This is a genomic window from Stutzerimonas decontaminans (assembly GCF_000661915.1).
In the GTDB taxonomy this organism is placed as follows: domain Bacteria; phylum Pseudomonadota; class Gammaproteobacteria; order Pseudomonadales; family Pseudomonadaceae; genus Stutzerimonas; species Stutzerimonas decontaminans.
The window spans coordinates 3,547,501-3,563,010 of the sequence record NZ_CP007509.1 but is presented as its reverse complement, the minus strand read 5'-3'; the positions used below and the strand labels follow the sequence as shown (position 1 = coordinate 3,563,010).

The following is a 15,510-nucleotide window of genomic DNA, read 5'->3' as shown; positions in this document are numbered from 1 at the left end:
GTGGGCAGCGATCTTACAGTGCGGCGTGGCGCGATAACGGCGCTGCAGGGCGTATCGCTCAAGCTGCGGCCAGGACAGGTGTTTGGTGTGCTCGGGCCCAATGGCGCCGGCAAGAGCACGTTGCTGGCGGCGTTATCGGGTGAGCTGACGCCATCTGCGGGAGATGTGTCGCTGCAAGGGCGCGCGCTCGGGGACTGGTCGGGCGTGGATCGAGCGCGCTGTCTGGCGGTGCTGCCACAGAGCTCGACGCTAAGCTTCGCTTTCCGCGTCGCGGATGTGGTCGCCATGGGGCGCCTGCCTCATCGCACCGGGCGCCAGGCCGACGCCGCCATCGTCGCCGCTGCGCTTGCCGCCGCAGACGCACAGCATCTTGCCGCGCGCAGCTACCTCAAACTCTCGGGTGGCGAACGCCAGCGTGTACATCTCGCCCGGGTGCTGGCGCAACTCTGGCCGGGCGGAGTGGGGCGGGTGCTGCTGCTCGATGAGCCCACTTCGATGCTCGACCCGGCGCATCAGCACAGCATTCTTCAGGCAGTCAGAAGCTTTGCTGCACAGGGCGGCGCTGCGCTGGTCATCCTGCATGATCTGAATCTGGCGGCCCGCTACTGTGACCGTCTGCTGCTGCTCAAGAACGGCTGCCCGCATGCCGAGGGCTCGGTCGACGAGGTGCTGCGGGCAGAGCCACTGCAAGCGGTCTTCGGTCTGGACGTGCTGGTGCAGCGCCATCCCGAGCGTGGTCATCCGCTAATCATTGCCCGCTGAGGAGGTTCGTCGTGCGCATCGTGCTTTTACTGATTCTGGGATTACTGGCCGGTTGCCAAACGTTACCGCCGCTACCCGAGTGGCAAAGCCCCGAGGGGCGTGAGCATCGCGATCTCGGCCTGATCGTCGAGCTGCAGCACGATGCAGTGATCACTCCCGCCCAGCTCGTGACGAAACTGCAGGCTTACGATGGCCTACTGGTCGGCGAGCGCCACGACAATCCGGACCATCACGCATTGCAGCTGTGGCTGTTGCAAGCGCTGGCGCAGAGGCGGCCGCAAGGTGGCCTGTTGCTGGAGATGCTTGAGCCAGAGCAGCAGACGCGAGTCGATGCGGCGCGCCGGGATTTGGCGAATGGTCGCGCCGGTGCCGATTTGCCGAAAGCGCTCGACTGGCAGAAGGGGTGGGACTGGAACCTCTACGGGCCGCTGGTCCGCCATGCGCTAACGCAACCGTATCCGTTGCTGCATGCCAATCTGGGACGCGACGAAATCATGTCGATCTATCGCTCCGCTCCGTCATTGCATGGGCGCGCGTCGGCCACCGGTGCGGTGCGAGATGCCCTGCTGGCGCAAATCGAGGTTTCTCATTGCGGGATGCTGCCCGCTTCCCAGCTGCCAGCGATGCTGGCGGTGCAGCAGCAGCGTGATCGGCGCATGGCCGAACAGATGGTCGCAGCGCCGAAGCCCGCGATGCTGCTAGCCGGCGCGTTCCATGTGCGGCGTGATCTGGGCGTGCCGCTGCATATCGCGGATCTGTCAGGCGAGCGGGTAGGTGTGCTGATGCTTGCCGAGGTGGGGGAGAAGGTGTCCGCCACGCAAGCGGATTACGTCTGGTATACGCCGGCGCAACCAGAGCAGGATCACTGTGAACAGCTGCGCCACTCCGGCAACTGAGACGGCTCGCATTTTTCAGCAGGCAAAAAAAGACCCGGCAGAGCCGGGTCAAAACCGTGATTAGCCTGATGAGGAGATAACCTGAAGGATCGACTGCCTGAGCCTTCAGCTATCGGCTGACCTCGCGATCAGTTGCGATAATAATAACAATTCTCATTTCTGCGTCAACAGGCTTTCATAAAAATATTTACGCGGCTTGCTACCCGTTTCAGACAGCGACGTTGACGCGCAGGTGGGTGACTTCCTTGTTCAGCAGGTCGATGCGTCGCGCCATGCTTTCGATGAGGCTGTGGGCAATGCGCGGGTTGCTTTGCGTCAGGCCAAGAAACTGCTCCTTGGGAATGACCATGACGGTGCAGGGCTCGCTGGCCACCACCGTTGCGCTGCGCCGCTCGCGGGTAAACACCGCCATTGCGCCGAAAATCTCATCCTTCTGTACGTCACCCACTTTCTGCCCATCGACGAGCGCATCCGCGTGACCTTCGATGATGATGAATACGTTGTCCGCCTCGTCGCCCTGGCGAATCAGTTCTTCTCCGACGGCGAAATGCTTGAAGCCGGTGGATGGGCGAATTTCCGGCTGCTTGAGCCGTGCAAGGGCGTCGCCGAGTAGCGCGGTATGGCCGATCAGGTACTGGGTGAACAGCTCCTGGCGGTGCGCGTCGGCATGGATATGCTGAAACACGTCGTTGCGCGAATAGGGGATCAGGCTGATCGGCTCGTCGCTGCAGTAGCGGCATTCCGGCAGGTCGCCGGACTGGCGCAGTCCGACCAGGTCGCCTTCTTGGAGATAGAACAGCGCCTTGCCGTCGATCAGCGCGTGTAGCAAGCCCGTTTCGATGATGAAAAGTTGCTGTGCCGGCAGCTCGGCGCAAAGGTCGTCGGTGTGCTTGAGTTCAAGGTTGGGGCCCGAGGGCTGCAAACCTTCCAGCAGCTGCGAGGGGATTGATTGAAGGCGGTTGATCAGGCGATCGGCGTACGCCGGTTGCTCCCCGAGTAAATACATGTCGGTAATCCTTGAACGAACGGGCAGACGATTGGCAGGGTCACGTCGGCGCACAATAGGGCTTGTGACGTGATCGAGTAAATCTCGCCAAGCGGAGGATGTGAGCCAGCTCTAGTTGTCGCGATCGGCACCCAGATTCCGATTGAGCTCTTCCTTCAGCGGGATCGGCAGCTGCTGCCATGGGACGTCTCTCAACGCTCCCTCAATGGCATAAAGCAACACCTTCGAGGCGCCGAATCCGCGCGCCTTCACTGCGCGATAAGAGCTCACCGCGCCTAATCGCCGGAGGTCCGCAGCGGTATGGATGCCCGATGCATGCAGCCATTGCACCGAGGTCTTTCCGAGGTTGCGGAGCGAAAGCAGTTCGTCGTGCATGGCGGCGTCCTTGCGGTGTTAGCGGTTGGGGAAGCCTGTCAAAAGGTGTAGCGGCCAGCGGATGAGCCGCCGCTGATCAGCCGGCCCCCATGCCGACGACAGCTGGGGTTCGATCAGAGCAACCGGGTCGCGGCCGTGCTGCTGTTGCCATTGTTTGACGGCTGACCAGGTTCGCAGGTAGCCAATCAGTTCGGCGAGACTCCAGTGCGCCTCGAGAGCGAACGGCGGCGATTCGATAAGTGGGAAGGGAGGCTGGATATCGCTGTAGCCGGCATCGACGCTGCTGCGACCGGCCGGCCAGTAGCCGGCAAGGGTTTCGCGGTAGAGCCTGTGGATGACCGCATTCACCTCTGCCGACACCTCCAGCAGGCTATAGCACCATGCGCAGAATAGGCCGTTCGGCTTTAGCGCGAGCCGCGCCTGGGTAAAAAATGCGGGTGTGGCGAACCAGTGCAGCGCCTGTGCGACTACCAGCAGATCAAGCTGGCCGCCACGCAATGGCAGGTAATGCGCATCGGCGACGAAACGCTGCACGTCCGACCAGTCATCTCCTGCCTTGAGCTGTTCGGCGCTGGCATCGCAGGCCAGGACGCGGTGGAAGTGCTTGGTAAGGGGAGCGCTGGCCTGGCCATTACCCGCAGCGAGGTCCAGCACGGTGTCGGTTGCCGCACAATGACTCGCGAGCCAGGTAAACAGCGCGTCGGGGTAGGTTGGGCGAAAGCGTGCATAGTCGGTGGAGCGGCTGGAGAACAGCTGGACGCTTTCGCTGGCCGATCTTGATGTGGGTACTTCGCTGGCAGACATGGTGGTGTTCCACGATTGGAATACCGGGAGTATAGAAGCACCGCCGCGCTCTGCTGGCGGCGGTGCCTGGCGGTCAGAGCCCTGGCAGGTGCTGGCGGATGCTCGCGACCAGTTCGTCGAGGCTGCCGGCATCCTGGGTATCCACCCTGCGGCTATGCAGCCGCTCGCTTTCGCTCAGTCCCTCGCGGCTGGCCTGTTGGGCATGCACTACCTCCATGGTGGCATCGGATGGGTCGAGCCCCTCGGCCTGGCGCTGCGCCAACCACTGCGCGATCACCGCATCGGGCGCCTGGCAGTCGAGAATCAGGAAGGGCACGCCGGTGGTCTCAGCCGCCTGCCAGGCGTCCTGACGCTGCTGTTGTTTCAGATACGCCGCATCGATCACCACGGAAAAGCCAGCCTGCAGCGCGGTGGTCGCGAGCTGGTGCAGACGCTGATAGGTCGCATCGCTGGCCTGCTGGCTATAGATGCCGGTATCGAGCTGCCCCTGCTGAGCTTCAGGCTGCTCGCCATGTAGGCGTTTGCGTTCAATATCCGAGCGCAGACGTATCGCCCCCAGCGCCTCAACCAGGCGTAGCGCAACGTGGCTCTTGCCCACGGCGGAAACGCCATGGGTGATGGCAAGAAAGCGCGAGGGAATGGCGCTATAGCTTTCCGCCAGGTTCGCATAGCTGCGGTACTGACGCACGATCACCTTGCGCTGTACGGCATCCTGCTCCTGATAGAGGCGGAACAGGCTCACCTTGGCGCGTACCAGCGCACGGTACGCTTTGTAGAGGTTCAGCAGGCCTAGCGCCGCATAATCGCCGGTGTGCTCCAGCCAGCCGTTGAGGAAGCGTCGGGCCTGGCATTTCAAGCCGCGATCCTCGAGGTCCATGGCCAGGAATGCAGCATCCGAGGCGACGTCGATCAGGCGGAACGGCTCGTTGAATTCGATGCAGTCAAACAGCACCACCTTGCCGTCGATCAACGTGGCGTTGCCCAAATGCAGGTCACCGTGACATTCGCGGACAAAACCTTGTTCGCAGCGTTGTTCGAGCAGTGGGCGCAGACGCGCGACACTGGTTTCGGTCCATTCCTCCAATGCGTCCAGCTGGCGCAGGTCCGCCGCTTCGCTGAGCAGTGGGCGAATTTGTTCGAAGTTCTGCCGCATCGGCGCGACGATTGCGTCGGCGCTGCTCAGGGCGTGACCGGCAGGAACCTGCGGGGTGCTCTGGTGAAAGCGGGCGATCTGCTCGGCCAGAGCGTCGATGTGCGCGTCCGTCAGTTCTCCGCGTGCCTGTAGTTCGGCAAGCAGTTGGGTCTGCGGAAATTCGCGCATCTTTAGCGCATATTCGAACGGTTCGCCTGCACCGCCGATCACGGGGGCATCCGGCGATCCGCAGATGGGCACGACTTCGAGATAAAGATTCGGCGCCATGCGCTGGTTGAGCCGCAACTCTTCTTCGCAGAAGTGCTTGCGCGATGCGAGGTCGGTGAAGTTGAGGAAACCGAAGTCCACTGGCTTCTTTATCTTGTAGGCGTAGTCGCCAGTGAGGATGACCCAGGAAATGTGGGTTTCGATGGCTCGAAAGCCCTCGGTGGGATGCGGGTACAGGGCAGGATTCTGCAGGGCGGCGATCAGTGCTTGGCTCACGGTCATTCCTTGTTGAAGTTCTTGAGCGGGGCGTGCGAGTCCACTGCGAAGCAGTCCACACAGTCGAAAAGTCGTGGGCATTATGGCCGCTGTGCGTTGCGCTGCAAACCGCTGAGAGGCCGTCGGTCCGCGGCTGCAAAGTGCGTATAATGCGCCGCCATGACTAGATCTCGCTCCCCCCGTACACGCTCCAGACGCCGCTCCGCTGGCGCTCGCCCCTGGTTGGGCTGGGCGGTAAAACTATCCATCGTCGGTCTGGTGATCCTGGCCGGTTTCGCTATTTATCTCGATGCCGTGGTGCAGGAAAAATTCTCCGGCAAGCGCTGGACGATCCCGGCCAAGGTCTACGCACGGCCGCTGGAGCTGTTCGTTGGGCAGAAGCTGGACAAGAACGATTTTCTCGCCGAGCTGGATGCGCTGGGCTATCGCCGCGAGCGCGCAGTGAGTGGTCCGGGCGGCGCGTCCGTGGCAGGCAACGACATCGAACTGCATACCCGTGGGTTTCAGTTCTACGAAGGTGCCGAGCAGTCACAGCGGTTACGTGTACGTTTCTCGGGCGATTTCGTCGCGGGTCTCAGTGCCGGCAATGGCGGCACACTGCCGGTCGCGCGGCTGGAACCGGTGCTGATCGGTGGGCTGTATCCGGCGCACAATGAGGATCGCATCCTGATCAAGCTCGATCAGGTGCCGCCGTATCTGGTGGAAACGCTGGTCGCCGTGGAGGATCGGGAGTTCTTCAATCACTTCGGCGTATCGCCCAAGTCCATCGCACGTGCCGTCTGGGTCAACCTGACCGCGGGCCAGGTTCGCCAGGGTGGCAGTACCCTGACTCAGCAGCTGGTGAAGAACTTCTACCTGACCAACGAGCGCAGTCTCCACCGCAAGGCCACCGAGGCGATGATGGCGGTGCTGCTGGAACTGCATTACGACAAAAAGGAGATTCTCGAGGCCTACCTCAACGAGGTGTTCCTTGGTCAGGATGGTCGTCGCGCCGTGCACGGCTTCGGCCTGGCCAGCCAGTATTTCTTCGGTCAGCCGTTGGCCGAGCTGAAGCTGCCGCAAGTGGCGCTGCTGGTCGGGATGGTGAAAGGCCCGACCTACTACAATCCGCGGCGCAACCCGGAGCGGGCATTGGAGCGGCGCAATCTGGTGCTGGATTTGCTGGCCGAGCAACAGGTGGTCAGCCCCGAGGAGGCGGCCAAGGCCAAGCAGGCGCCGCTGGGCGTGACCCAGCGCGGCAGTATGGCGGACAGCTCCTATCCGGCCTTCCTTGATCTGGTCAAGCGTCAGCTGCGCGAGGACTATCGTGACGAAGACCTCACCGAAGAGGGGCTGCGCGTCTTCACCAGTTTCGATCCGATCATCCAGCTCAAGGCCGAGCGGGCGATGAGTGAGACGCTCAAGCGTCTCGGCAAGAGCACCGAGGGCGTCGAAGGCGCCATGATCGTGACCAACCCTGAGACCGGCGAGATTCAAGCTCTACTGGGCAGTCGCCAGCCGGGTTTCGCTGGATTCAATAGGGCACTGGATGCCTCGCGCCCGATTGGTTCGCTGATCAAGCCGGCCATTTATCTTGCGGCCTTGGAGAAACCCAGCCAGTACACGCTGACGAGCCTGCTCGAGGATGAAGCGTTCTCGGTGAAGGGTGCCGACGGGCAAGTCTGGAAGCCGCAGAACTATGGGCGTCAGGCCTATGGGACGGTTTACCTGTATCAGGCCCTCGCCAACTCCTACAACCTGTCCACCGCACGGCTAGGCCTCGACCTGGGCGTGCCGAACGTGCTGAAGACGCTCGAGCGACTCGGTGCCTCGCCGAAGTGGCCAGCTTACCCGTCGATGCTGCTGGGCGCTGGCGGGCTGCGGCCGATCGAGGTGGCTGACATGTACCAGACGCTTGCCAATGGTGGCTTCAATACCCCATTACGCGGCATTCGCAGTGTGCTGACTGCGGACGGTGAGCCACTCAAGCGCTATCCGTTCCAGATTCAGCAGCGCTTCGATCCGGGCGCCATCTACCTGACTCAGTACGCCATGCAGCGCGCTATGAGCGAGGGGACCGGTCGCTCTGCCTACAACAGTCTGCCGCGGTCGCTCAACCTGGCCGGCAAGACTGGGACCACCAATGACTCGCGCGACAGCTGGTTCGCCGGTTTCAGTCAGGACTTGCTAGCGGTGGTATGGCTGGGGCGTGATGACAACGGCAAGACCTCGCTGACCGGTGCGACCGGTGCGCTGCAGGTGTGGACTGACTTCATGCGTCGAGCTGATCCGCTGCCGTTGCAGATGCCGGTGCCGGACAATGTGGCTTATGCCTGGGTGGATTCACGCAGCGGCCTAGGTACGGACGAACGCTGCCCCGATGCGGTACAGATGCCCTATATTCGCGGCAGCGAACCCGCCCCCGGACCTGGCTGCGGCATTCAGGCGCCGGCGGAGTCGGTGATGGATTGGGTACGCGGGTGGTTGCAGTAACTGTCAGTACGACACGTGCTTCGTGGTTCTAAGTTGAGAGGTCTTAATTGGTGAACAAGCAGTGGTTGGCTGTGGTGGCGACAGTGGCGCTCGTTCAGGGCTGCGCGACGGTGGATCGCGGTTCGATCCCCGTGGTGGACTCCGGGGCTCCCGTATCCGAGGAGATGGCGGCCCGGCAGGGTTATCGCGCGCCGGCCGCCGCGGCAACGGCACCGCGGCAGCAGCAGGAAGACTCTGGCGTGGTAGTGATGGTGCCGCAAGGCAGCTCTGCGCCGCTCGAAACCTTCGCAGCACCCGATGTGCCTTTTACCGGTTCGAGTGGGACGGCCGGTGCGAGCCAGCCCGCCTGGCAACGGACTCCGTCGATCTCGGCGCCGGCCAGCGCTCCGCAGCCGAGTGCGCCTAGCGGGATTCCGTCTTCGCGCAGCGGACTGGCCGCCGATGAGCAGCTGGACGGTCCGGTTCTCGCGTTGCTGACTACGGCTCAACAGCAGCAGGGCGGCGGTGACCTGAACGGTGCTGCTTCCAGTCTTGAGCGGGCGCAGCGTATTGCTCCTCGTGAGCCGCAGGTGCTTTATCGCCTGGCTCAGGTCCGCTTGGCGCAGGGGGATTTCACCCAGGCGGAACAGTTGTCGCGACGGGCGCTGAGCTATGCGAGCGGACGGCCTGCGCTGCAGGCGAGCCTCTGGGAATTGATTGCGCAGGCGCGCGAGCGGCAGGGCGACAGCGCGGGTGCCGCCCAGGCCCGTGAGCGCGCGAAGGTCAGCCTGTGATGGATCAGCGCCTGCCAGCGGTCGCGCAGCAACTGCTGTTGATCGAGCGTGAGTTGCGGGTGCTGGCGCTTTGGAGTGTCGAGCCTCCGGCGCCGGAGGCCCTGGCCAGCGTCGAGCCGTTCTGCGTAGATTCGCTGCGCTTCGAGCAGTGGCTGCAATGGATCTTTCTGCCGCAGATGAAGACCATCGTTGAGTCGGGCCTGCCTCTTCCCGCAGCCTCTGGCATCTGCGCGATGGCCGAGGTTGCCTATCGGGAGGCTAAAGTGGTCGGTCTCCTTGAGGCGTTGCGCGCTTTCGACCGGCTGATCGAGGCACCCTAGGCCGCGGCGTCATCTGGCACCGCTAGCCGCCGCTCCAGCTCAGTTGCAGTTTTCGGCAATCTTGTCGCGAGTTTCGCTGATCCGTGTCTGCCGCTCTTCTTCGGTCAGTCTCCGATTTTCGCCGTTGTCGTCGACACGTACACGCGGGTTGTTCTGCAGTTGTGCGAGGTTGGTACGCATGGTTTCGCAGTAGCGCTTGCGTTCGGCTTCCTGCGCGGCGACCTGCTGCTTCACCTTGCGGTCGATGCTGCGCTGGTCAGCCTCGGGTTCGTCCTGCGGTATCGGTTCTGGTGTCACAGTCGGTCTCGCTGGTGCCGTGACGGTATTGACGGTTTCCACCTGCTGGCCCTGGGGTGGTTGTGCACCGAAATGCGTAACCCCCTGGGCGTCGACCCACTTGTAGACCTGCGCGGCCATGACGTTGCCGCAAAGCGCCAGTAGTAAACCGCCCGCAAGAAACCTGAATCGCATGCTGTTACCTTCGTTGAAATCGAAAACCGGCAATCACTATACCCAAAAGCCGGAGCGCCGCTTCTGCACCCTGTCACAGCTCAATGCTGCTCAAACACAACGGCAAGCTTGACTTGCTGGTGCTGAATCCGAACAATTCGAAGCTTGCTGTCCTGAGTCGCCTCGCCGCAAGCGATACCGGCTCAGTCTAGACAGACATGAGGTGCTACCCGCGCCGACCTGCATCACCCGCAACGCGTTACCTCGCGCTGGGTGGAGAGCCCGCGACACCAGGGTCTCTTCCAATACTGGCTCAGTCAGTGGCTGACGTAGTCGGCGACCACCGTCGCTCATGCCCTGCTGGCAGTAAACCTATTTCTGGCGGCTCCGACTTGGAATCGCTATCTGGCGTTTCAGAGGTGAACAACGTGGAACTCTTATCCGGCGCTGAAATGGTCGTCCGCTCCCTGCGTGACGAAGGCGTTAAGTACATCTACGGGTACCCGGGCGGTGCCGTTCTGCATATTTACGATGCGCTTTTCAAGGAAAAGGCCATCGAACACATCCTGGTTCGTCACGAGCAGGCCGCCACGCACATGGCCGATGGCTATGCGCGCGCGACCGGCAAGGCTGGCGTCGTACTGGTGACATCCGGACCAGGGGCGACCAACGCCATCACCGGTATCGCCACCGCCTTCATGGACTCGATCCCGATGGTGGTCATCTCCGGTCAGGTGCCCAGCACCATGGTCGGCACCGATGCCTTCCAGGAAACCGACATGATCGGCATCTCCCGGCCCATCGTGAAGCACAGCTTCATGATCAAGCATCCTTCGGAAATCCCCGAAGTGATGAAGAAGGCGTTCTATCTCGCTGAGTCCGGGCGTCCAGGACCGGTTGTCATCGACATTCCGAAGGACATGACCAACCCGGCCGAGAAGTTCGAGTACGTCTATCCGAAGAAGGCCAAGCTGCGTTCGTACAGCCCGGCCGTGCGTGGGCATTCGGGCCAGATTCGCAAGGCGGCGGAACTGCTGCTGGGAGCCAAGCGGCCGATCATCTACGCCGGTGGCGGCGTGATCCTGGGCAAGGCCTCGGCACAACTGACCGAGCTGGCGAAGATGCTCAACCTGCCGGTGACCAACACTCTGATGGGCCTGGGGTGCTATCCGGGCAGCGACCGCCAGTTCGTCGGCATGCTCGGCATGCACGGCAGCTACACCGCCAACCTGGCGATGCACCACTCCGATGTGATCCTTGCAGTTGGTGCGCGCTTCGATGACCGCGTGATCAATGGTGCGAGCAAGTTCTGCCCGAACGCCAAGATCATCCATATCGATATCGACCCGGCCTCCATTTCCAAGACCATCAAGGCTGACATCCCGATCGTCGGTCCGGTCGACAGCGTGCTCACCGAGATGGTCGCCATCGTCAAGGAAATCGGCCAGGTGCCGAATGCCGAGACTGTGGCCAGCTGGTGGAAGCAGATCGATGAGTGGCGCGGTAATGGCCGGCTGTTCCCCTACAACGAGGGCGACGGTTCGATCATCAAGCCGCAGGCAGCCATCGAGGTGCTCTGCGAAGTGACCAAGGGTGAGGCCTATGTAGCCTCGGACGTCGGTCAGCATCAGATGTTCGCCTGCCAGTACTACAAGTTCGACAAGCCCAACCGCTGGCTCAACTCCGGCGGCCTCGGCACCATGGGCTTCGGCTTGCCGGCAGCCATGGGTGTGAAGCTGAACTTCCCCGAAGCCGATGTCGCCTGCGTTACCGGCGAGGGCAGTATCCAGATGAACATTCAGGAGCTGTCGACCTGCCTGCAGTACGACCTGCCGGTCAAGATCATCAACCTCAACAACGGTGCGCTGGGCATGGTCCGCCAGTGGCAGGACATGGTGTACAACAGTCGCTACTCGCACTCCTACATGGAGTCGCTGCCGGACTTCGTCAAACTGGCCGAGGCCTATGGTCACGTCGGAATGCGCATTACCGACCTCAAGGACCTCAAGCCGATGATGGAAGAGGCATTTGCCATGAAGGATCGCCTGGTCTTCCTGGATATCGCTGTCGATACCGCCGAGCACGTCTATCCGATGCAGATCAAAGACGGTGCAATGCGCGACATGTGGCTGAGCAAGACGGAGCGGACCTGAACATGAGACACATCATCTCTCTGCTGATGGAAAACGAACCGGGTGCGCTGTCTCGTGTGGTCGGCCTGTTTTCGCAACGCAACTACAACATCGAAAGCCTGACCGTGGCGCCGACCGAAGACCCGACCCTGTCGCGTCTGACGCTGACCACGGTAGGGCATGAGGAGGTGATCGAGCAGATCACCAAGAACCTCAACAAGCTGGTGGAGGTCGTCAAGCTGGTGGACCTGTCGGAGAGCGCTCACATCGAGCGTGAACTGATGCTTATCAAGGTCAAGGCCACTGGCGCCCAGCGTGCCGAGGTCAAGCGCACCACCGATATTTTCCGTGGGCAGATCGTCGACGTGACTACCAGCGTCTATACGATTCAGCTCGCCGGAACCAGTGACAAGCTGGACAGTTTCATCCAGGCCGTAGGCACCGCCTCGATTCTGGAGGTTGTGCGCAGTGGCGTCACCGGGATTTCCCGTGGTGACAAGGTGCTGAGTATCTAACGGCTGGCGAAGGGCGTCGTCTCGCCAGTCAGCAACGTTTTATCGAATGGCCCACGAGGCCGGCAACAGGGGTAATTCATGAAGGTTTCTTACGATAAAGACTGCGACCTCTCCATCATTCAGGGCAAGAAGGTCGCCATCATCGGTTACGGTTCCCAAGGGCACGCGCACGCGTGCAACCTGAAGGATTCCGGCGTCGACGTCACCGTCGGCCTGCGTCCGGGCTCGTCCTCGATCGCCAAGGCCGAGGCCCATGGCCTGAAGGTCAGTGATGTGCCGGCCGCTGTTGCCGCTGCCGATCTGGTAATGATCCTGACCCCGGACGAGTTCCAGGGCCGTCTGTACAAGGACGAAATCGAGCCGAACCTGAAGCAGGGCGCGACTCTGGCCTTCGCTCATGGCTTCTCGATCCACTACAACCAAGTCGTGCCGCGTGCCGATCTGGACGTCATCATGATCGCTCCCAAGGCTCCGGGTCACACCGTGCGTTCCGAGTTCGTCAAGGGTGGTGGCATCCCTGACCTGATCGCGATCTACCAGGATGCATCGGGCAATGCCCGTAACGTCGCTCTGTCCTACGCCTGCGGCGTCGGCGGTGGCCGTACCGGCATCATCGAAACCACCTTCAAGGACGAAACCGAAACCGACCTGTTCGGCGAGCAGGCTGTTCTCTGTGGCGGTTGCGTCGAGCTGGTCAAGGCCGGCTTCGAAACCCTGGTCGAAGCTGGCTACGCGCCGGAGATGGCCTACTTCGAGTGCCTGCACGAGCTGAAGCTGATCGTCGATCTGATGTTCGAAGGCGGCATCGCCAACATGAACTACTCGATCTCCAACAACGCCGAGTACGGTGAGTATGTGACCGGCCCTGAGGTGATCAATGCCGAATCCCGTGCCGCCATGCGCAATGCCCTGAAGCGCATTCAGGACGGCGAGTACGCCAAGATGTTCATCACCGAAGGCGCTGCCAACTATCCGTCCATGACTGCCTACCGTCGCAACAACGCGGCGCATGGTATCGAAGTGGTCGGCGAGAAGCTGCGTGCGATGATGCCTTGGATCGCGGCGAACAAAATCGTCGACAAGAGCAAGAACTGATCGTTCTACTGCTCAAGAAAACGCGGCTTCGGCCGCGTTTTTTCGTTCTGCCAGCCAGGCTTCTGGTATAAAACGCGGCTTTGGCCAGGCTGAACCGCAGGTCTCTAGGTCTGGTCGAAATCTATCCATAACCTGTTGTAGAAGGTGAATGCGCATGAGTGGACAACCCGAAGAGCCGAACAAGCCAGTCGAGCCAGAAAGCATTCTGCCGATCGACGAGCATGTCGAGGAGACCCAGGAGCCTGATGGGCGCAAGGTGCGTCATCGCGGCATTTACCTGCTGCCCAATCTGTTCACTACAGCGAACCTTTTTGCGGGTTTCTTTTCGATCATCACGGCCATCAATGGCAACTTCTATGTGGCGGCTGCCACGGTGTTCGTTGCCATGGTGCTCGATAGCTTGGATGGACGTGTCGCGCGTCTGACCAACACCCAGAGCGCGTTTGGTGCCGAATACGATTCGCTATCAGACATGGTGGCGTTCGGCCTGGCACCTGCTGTGCTGGCTTATGAGTGGGCCCTGTCGGAGCTGGGTAATGTCGGGCTTACCGTTGCCTTCATATATGTCGCTTGCGCTGCGCTGCGTCTGGCACGGTTCAACACGCAGATCGGTAAGGTGGACAAGCGCTGGTTCATAGGTCTGGCAAGTCCGGCTGCGGCGGGAGTGGTCGCCGGCTGGGTCTGGGCGGTCTGGGCGTTGGATGAGGTTGGTATTCGCGGTGTCGATTTACCGCTGATATTGGTCATGCTGTTCGCGCTGATGGTCGCAGCTGCAGGTTTGTTGATGGTCAGCAATATCAAGTACTACAGCTTCAAGGACCTCGATTTGAAGGGGCGTGTACCCTTCGTTGCTATCCTGGTAGTGGTGCTCGTGTTCGCTGTTGTATTCAGCGATCCGCCCCGCATTCTGCTGTTGATCTTCCTGGCGTACGCGGCATCCGGTCCTGTGCAGTACTTGATGCAGTTGCGCCGCCGCAAGCGTGTCGAGGGTTGATTTTCAGTTCGGCTGCGCGTATTGCTCCATCGGAGTCAATACGCGGAGCAGCCCATGCTTATCAAGATTCCCGCCTCCGGCGAATGTCGCGAACCAGAGGTAACGGCCGAGGCGGCTTACTTGAACCGCCGGCAGGTACTTCGCGGACTAGTGTGTTCCGGCGCTGTCGCAGGATTGCCGTCTTTCGCTGAAGCCTCCGAGCGTTATTCCGGCGTGACTACGGCGCCGGCTCCGGAGTGGTTTGCTGACAAACTGACCAACGCCCGTTGGCAGGCAGTGGCTCCAGAAGGTGAAGCCATCACGCCATTTGCTGACGCCTCCCAGTACAACAACTTCTACGAGTTCGGTCCCAATAAGGCGGATCCAGCGCGCCACGCTTCAGCTTTGAAAGTGGAGCCCTGGACGGTGTTGATCGACGGCGAGGTCGATCAGCCCCGGCGGTACGCTCTTGAGGATCTGTGCTCGGAAAGCCAGCTCGAGGAACGCATCTATCGGCTTCGTTGTGTAGAAGCCTGGTCAATGGTCATCCCTTGGCTGGGGGTTCCCCTAGCCCAACTGATTCGTCAGGTCCAACCGCATTCCTCTGCGAAGTTCATTCGCTTCGAAACGGCGTACCGGCCGGAAGAAATGCGTGGAACCCGCTCCGGGTTTGGGCTGATTGATTGGCCCTATGTCGAAGGCTTGCGAATGGATGAGGCCATGCATCCGCTAACCTTGCTTGCGGTCGGCATGTATGGCCGTACGCTGCCTAACCAGAACGGGGCGCCACTGCGGCTTGTGGTGCCTTGGAAGTACGGCTTCAAAAGCATCAAATCAATTGTGCGGATCAGCTTCGTGCGCGAGCAGCCTACTACGACCTGGCAGTCGATGGCGCCCCAGGAATATGGCTTTTACGCCAACGTCAACCCGAAGGTTTCACACCCGCGCTGGTCGCAAGCTCGGGAGCGCCGTCTTCCCGGAAGCCTGTTCAGTCCAAACCTCCGTGACACGCTATTGTTCAACGGCTACGCAGAGCAGGTCGCGGGGTTATATAGCTCGATGGATCTCAGTAAGGACTACTGATGCGCTACCCCCTGTGGCGGTCGGCAGTTTTCGCTTGTGTCGCGAGCCAGCCACTGTACTGGTTGTATCTGGCCTGGCAGTTCGCGCTTGGCCCTGACCCAGGCAAGGTGTTGGTAGATAGTCTCGGTGAGGGGGCGCTGGTTCTATTGCTTCTGACGCTTTCGATGACGCCCTTGCAGCGGTTGACTGGCTGGGCCGGCTGGCTGGCCGTACGACGT

The 15,510-nt window shown here is 61.4% G+C and carries 16 protein-coding genes (1 of these 16 only partly in view); 11 read left to right on the top strand and 5 right to left on the bottom strand.

All coding sequences use genetic code 11. The annotated features are described in order from the left end of the window. On the top strand, window positions 1-762 hold the full coding sequence (locus UIB01_RS16490) for a heme ABC transporter ATP-binding protein (protein ID WP_439900405.1): 762 nt from the start codon (window positions 1-3) through the stop codon (window positions 760-762). 11 nt (window positions 763-773) lie between these two features. Continuing rightward, window positions 774-1,658, top strand: coding sequence for a ChaN family lipoprotein (locus UIB01_RS16485; RefSeq protein WP_038662862.1), 885 nt, complete (start codon window positions 774-776; stop codon window positions 1,656-1,658). Window positions 1,659-1,866: 208 nt separating this feature from the next. On the opposite strand, the gene UIB01_RS16480 is transcribed toward UIB01_RS16485, so the two are convergent. The 4 genes from UIB01_RS16480 to UIB01_RS16465 form a co-directional block, all read right to left on the bottom strand. Next, on the bottom strand, window positions 1,867-2,664 hold the full coding sequence (locus UIB01_RS16480; RefSeq protein WP_038662858.1) for a Crp/Fnr family transcriptional regulator: 798 nt from the start codon (window positions 2,662-2,664) through the stop codon (window positions 1,867-1,869). A gap of 111 nt (window positions 2,665-2,775) precedes the next feature. Beyond that, on the bottom strand, window positions 2,776-3,039 hold the full coding sequence (locus UIB01_RS16475) for a TfoX/Sxy family protein (RefSeq protein ID WP_014819277.1): 264 nt from the start codon (window positions 3,037-3,039) through the stop codon (window positions 2,776-2,778). A gap of 18 nt (window positions 3,040-3,057) precedes the next feature. Then, window positions 3,058-3,843, bottom strand: a complete 786-nt coding sequence (locus UIB01_RS16470; RefSeq protein ID WP_038662856.1) for a class I SAM-dependent methyltransferase — start codon at window positions 3,841-3,843, stop codon at window positions 3,058-3,060. Between the two features lie 73 nt (window positions 3,844-3,916). Then, window positions 3,917-5,479 (bottom strand): bifunctional aminoglycoside phosphotransferase/ATP-binding protein, encoded by a 1,563-nt coding sequence (locus UIB01_RS16465; RefSeq protein ID WP_038665897.1) that lies wholly within the window; start codon window positions 5,477-5,479, stop codon window positions 3,917-3,919. 159 nt (window positions 5,480-5,638) lie between these two features. On the opposite strand from UIB01_RS16465, the gene mrcB reads away from it, so the two are divergent. From mrcB to UIB01_RS16450, 3 genes are read left to right on the top strand one after another with little or no spacing between them, the layout of a single operon-like run. Beyond that, window positions 5,639-7,951, top strand: coding sequence for a penicillin-binding protein 1B (gene mrcB / locus UIB01_RS16460; RefSeq protein ID WP_038662853.1), 2,313 nt, complete (start codon window positions 5,639-5,641; stop codon window positions 7,949-7,951). A gap of 50 nt (window positions 7,952-8,001) precedes the next feature. Next, window positions 8,002-8,724, top strand: coding sequence for a tetratricopeptide repeat protein (locus UIB01_RS16455; RefSeq protein WP_180983618.1), 723 nt, complete (start codon window positions 8,002-8,004; stop codon window positions 8,722-8,724). Then, complete coding sequence (locus UIB01_RS16450) at window positions 8,724-9,044, top strand: YqcC family protein (RefSeq protein WP_038662850.1); 321 nt, start codon at window positions 8,724-8,726, stop codon at window positions 9,042-9,044. The genes UIB01_RS16455 and UIB01_RS16450 overlap by 1 nt, the downstream gene beginning before the upstream one ends. A 39-nt stretch (window positions 9,045-9,083) precedes the next feature. Here UIB01_RS16450 and UIB01_RS16445 read toward each other — a convergent pair whose 3' ends face one another. Beyond that, window positions 9,084-9,515 (bottom strand): DUF4124 domain-containing protein, encoded by a 432-nt coding sequence (locus UIB01_RS16445; protein ID WP_038662847.1) that lies wholly within the window; start codon window positions 9,513-9,515, stop codon window positions 9,084-9,086. A 407-nt stretch (window positions 9,516-9,922) separates the two neighbouring features. Here UIB01_RS16445 and UIB01_RS16440 point away from each other — a divergent pair, with 407 nt between their 5' ends. The 6 genes from UIB01_RS16440 to msrQ all read left to right on the top strand — a co-directional run. Next, window positions 9,923-11,647 carry an acetolactate synthase 3 large subunit gene (locus UIB01_RS16440; protein ID WP_038665891.1) on the top strand — a complete coding sequence of 575 codons (1,725 nt, stop codon included), beginning with the start codon at window positions 9,923-9,925 and terminating at the stop codon, window positions 11,645-11,647. Between the two features lie 2 nt (window positions 11,648-11,649). Continuing rightward, complete coding sequence (ilvN, locus tag UIB01_RS16435; protein ID WP_003279875.1) at window positions 11,650-12,141, top strand: acetolactate synthase small subunit; 492 nt, start codon at window positions 11,650-11,652, stop codon at window positions 12,139-12,141. A 78-nt stretch (window positions 12,142-12,219) separates the two neighbouring features. Beyond that, window positions 12,220-13,236, top strand: a complete 1,017-nt coding sequence (gene ilvC / locus UIB01_RS16430; protein ID WP_003303406.1) for a ketol-acid reductoisomerase — start codon at window positions 12,220-12,222, stop codon at window positions 13,234-13,236. A gap of 154 nt (window positions 13,237-13,390) precedes the next feature. Then, entirely contained in the window at window positions 13,391-14,230 is an 840-nt protein-coding gene (gene pssA / locus UIB01_RS16425) for a CDP-diacylglycerol--serine O-phosphatidyltransferase (RefSeq protein ID WP_038662843.1), read from the top strand. A 54-nt stretch (window positions 14,231-14,284) separates the two neighbouring features. Further along, entirely contained in the window at window positions 14,285-15,292 is a 1,008-nt protein-coding gene (gene msrP / locus UIB01_RS16420; RefSeq protein ID WP_038662838.1) for a protein-methionine-sulfoxide reductase catalytic subunit MsrP, read from the top strand. Then, window positions 15,292-15,510 carry the 5' end (the start) of a protein-methionine-sulfoxide reductase heme-binding subunit MsrQ gene (msrQ, locus tag UIB01_RS16415; protein ID WP_038662835.1) on the top strand. Its footprint extends 405 nt past the window's final position, so 219 of the gene's 624 nt are visible here — the first part of the coding sequence; its start codon is at window positions 15,292-15,294; its stop codon lies beyond the right edge, outside the window. Before msrP ends, msrQ begins: the two co-directional genes overlap by 1 nt.

What these genes read in the sequence shown, in the direction of transcription:
- UIB01_RS16480 (WP_038662858.1), bottom strand. Translation starts at nt 2,664, where the DNA reads ATGTATTTACTCGGGGAGCAACCGGCGTACGCCGATCGCCTGATCAAC.
- UIB01_RS16475 (WP_014819277.1), bottom strand. Translation starts at nt 3,039, where the DNA reads ATGCACGACGAACTGCTTTCGCTCCGCAACCTCGGAAAGACCTCGGTG.
- UIB01_RS16470 (WP_038662856.1), bottom strand. Translation starts at nt 3,843, where the DNA reads ATGTCTGCCAGCGAAGTACCCACATCAAGATCGGCCAGCGAAAGCGTC.
- mrcB (WP_038662853.1), top strand. Translation starts at nt 5,639, where the DNA reads ATGACTAGATCTCGCTCCCCCCGTACACGCTCCAGACGCCGCTCCGCT.
- UIB01_RS16450 (WP_038662850.1), top strand. Translation starts at nt 8,724, where the DNA reads ATGGATCAGCGCCTGCCAGCGGTCGCGCAGCAACTGCTGTTGATCGAG.
- UIB01_RS16445 (WP_038662847.1), bottom strand. Translation starts at nt 9,515, where the DNA reads ATGCGATTCAGGTTTCTTGCGGGCGGTTTACTACTGGCGCTTTGCGGC.
- ilvN (WP_003279875.1), top strand. Translation starts at nt 11,650, where the DNA reads ATGAGACACATCATCTCTCTGCTGATGGAAAACGAACCGGGTGCGCTG.
- ilvC (WP_003303406.1), top strand. Translation starts at nt 12,220, where the DNA reads ATGAAGGTTTCTTACGATAAAGACTGCGACCTCTCCATCATTCAGGGC.
- pssA (WP_038662843.1), top strand. Translation starts at nt 13,391, where the DNA reads ATGAGTGGACAACCCGAAGAGCCGAACAAGCCAGTCGAGCCAGAAAGC.
- msrP (WP_038662838.1), top strand. Translation starts at nt 14,285, where the DNA reads ATGCTTATCAAGATTCCCGCCTCCGGCGAATGTCGCGAACCAGAGGTA.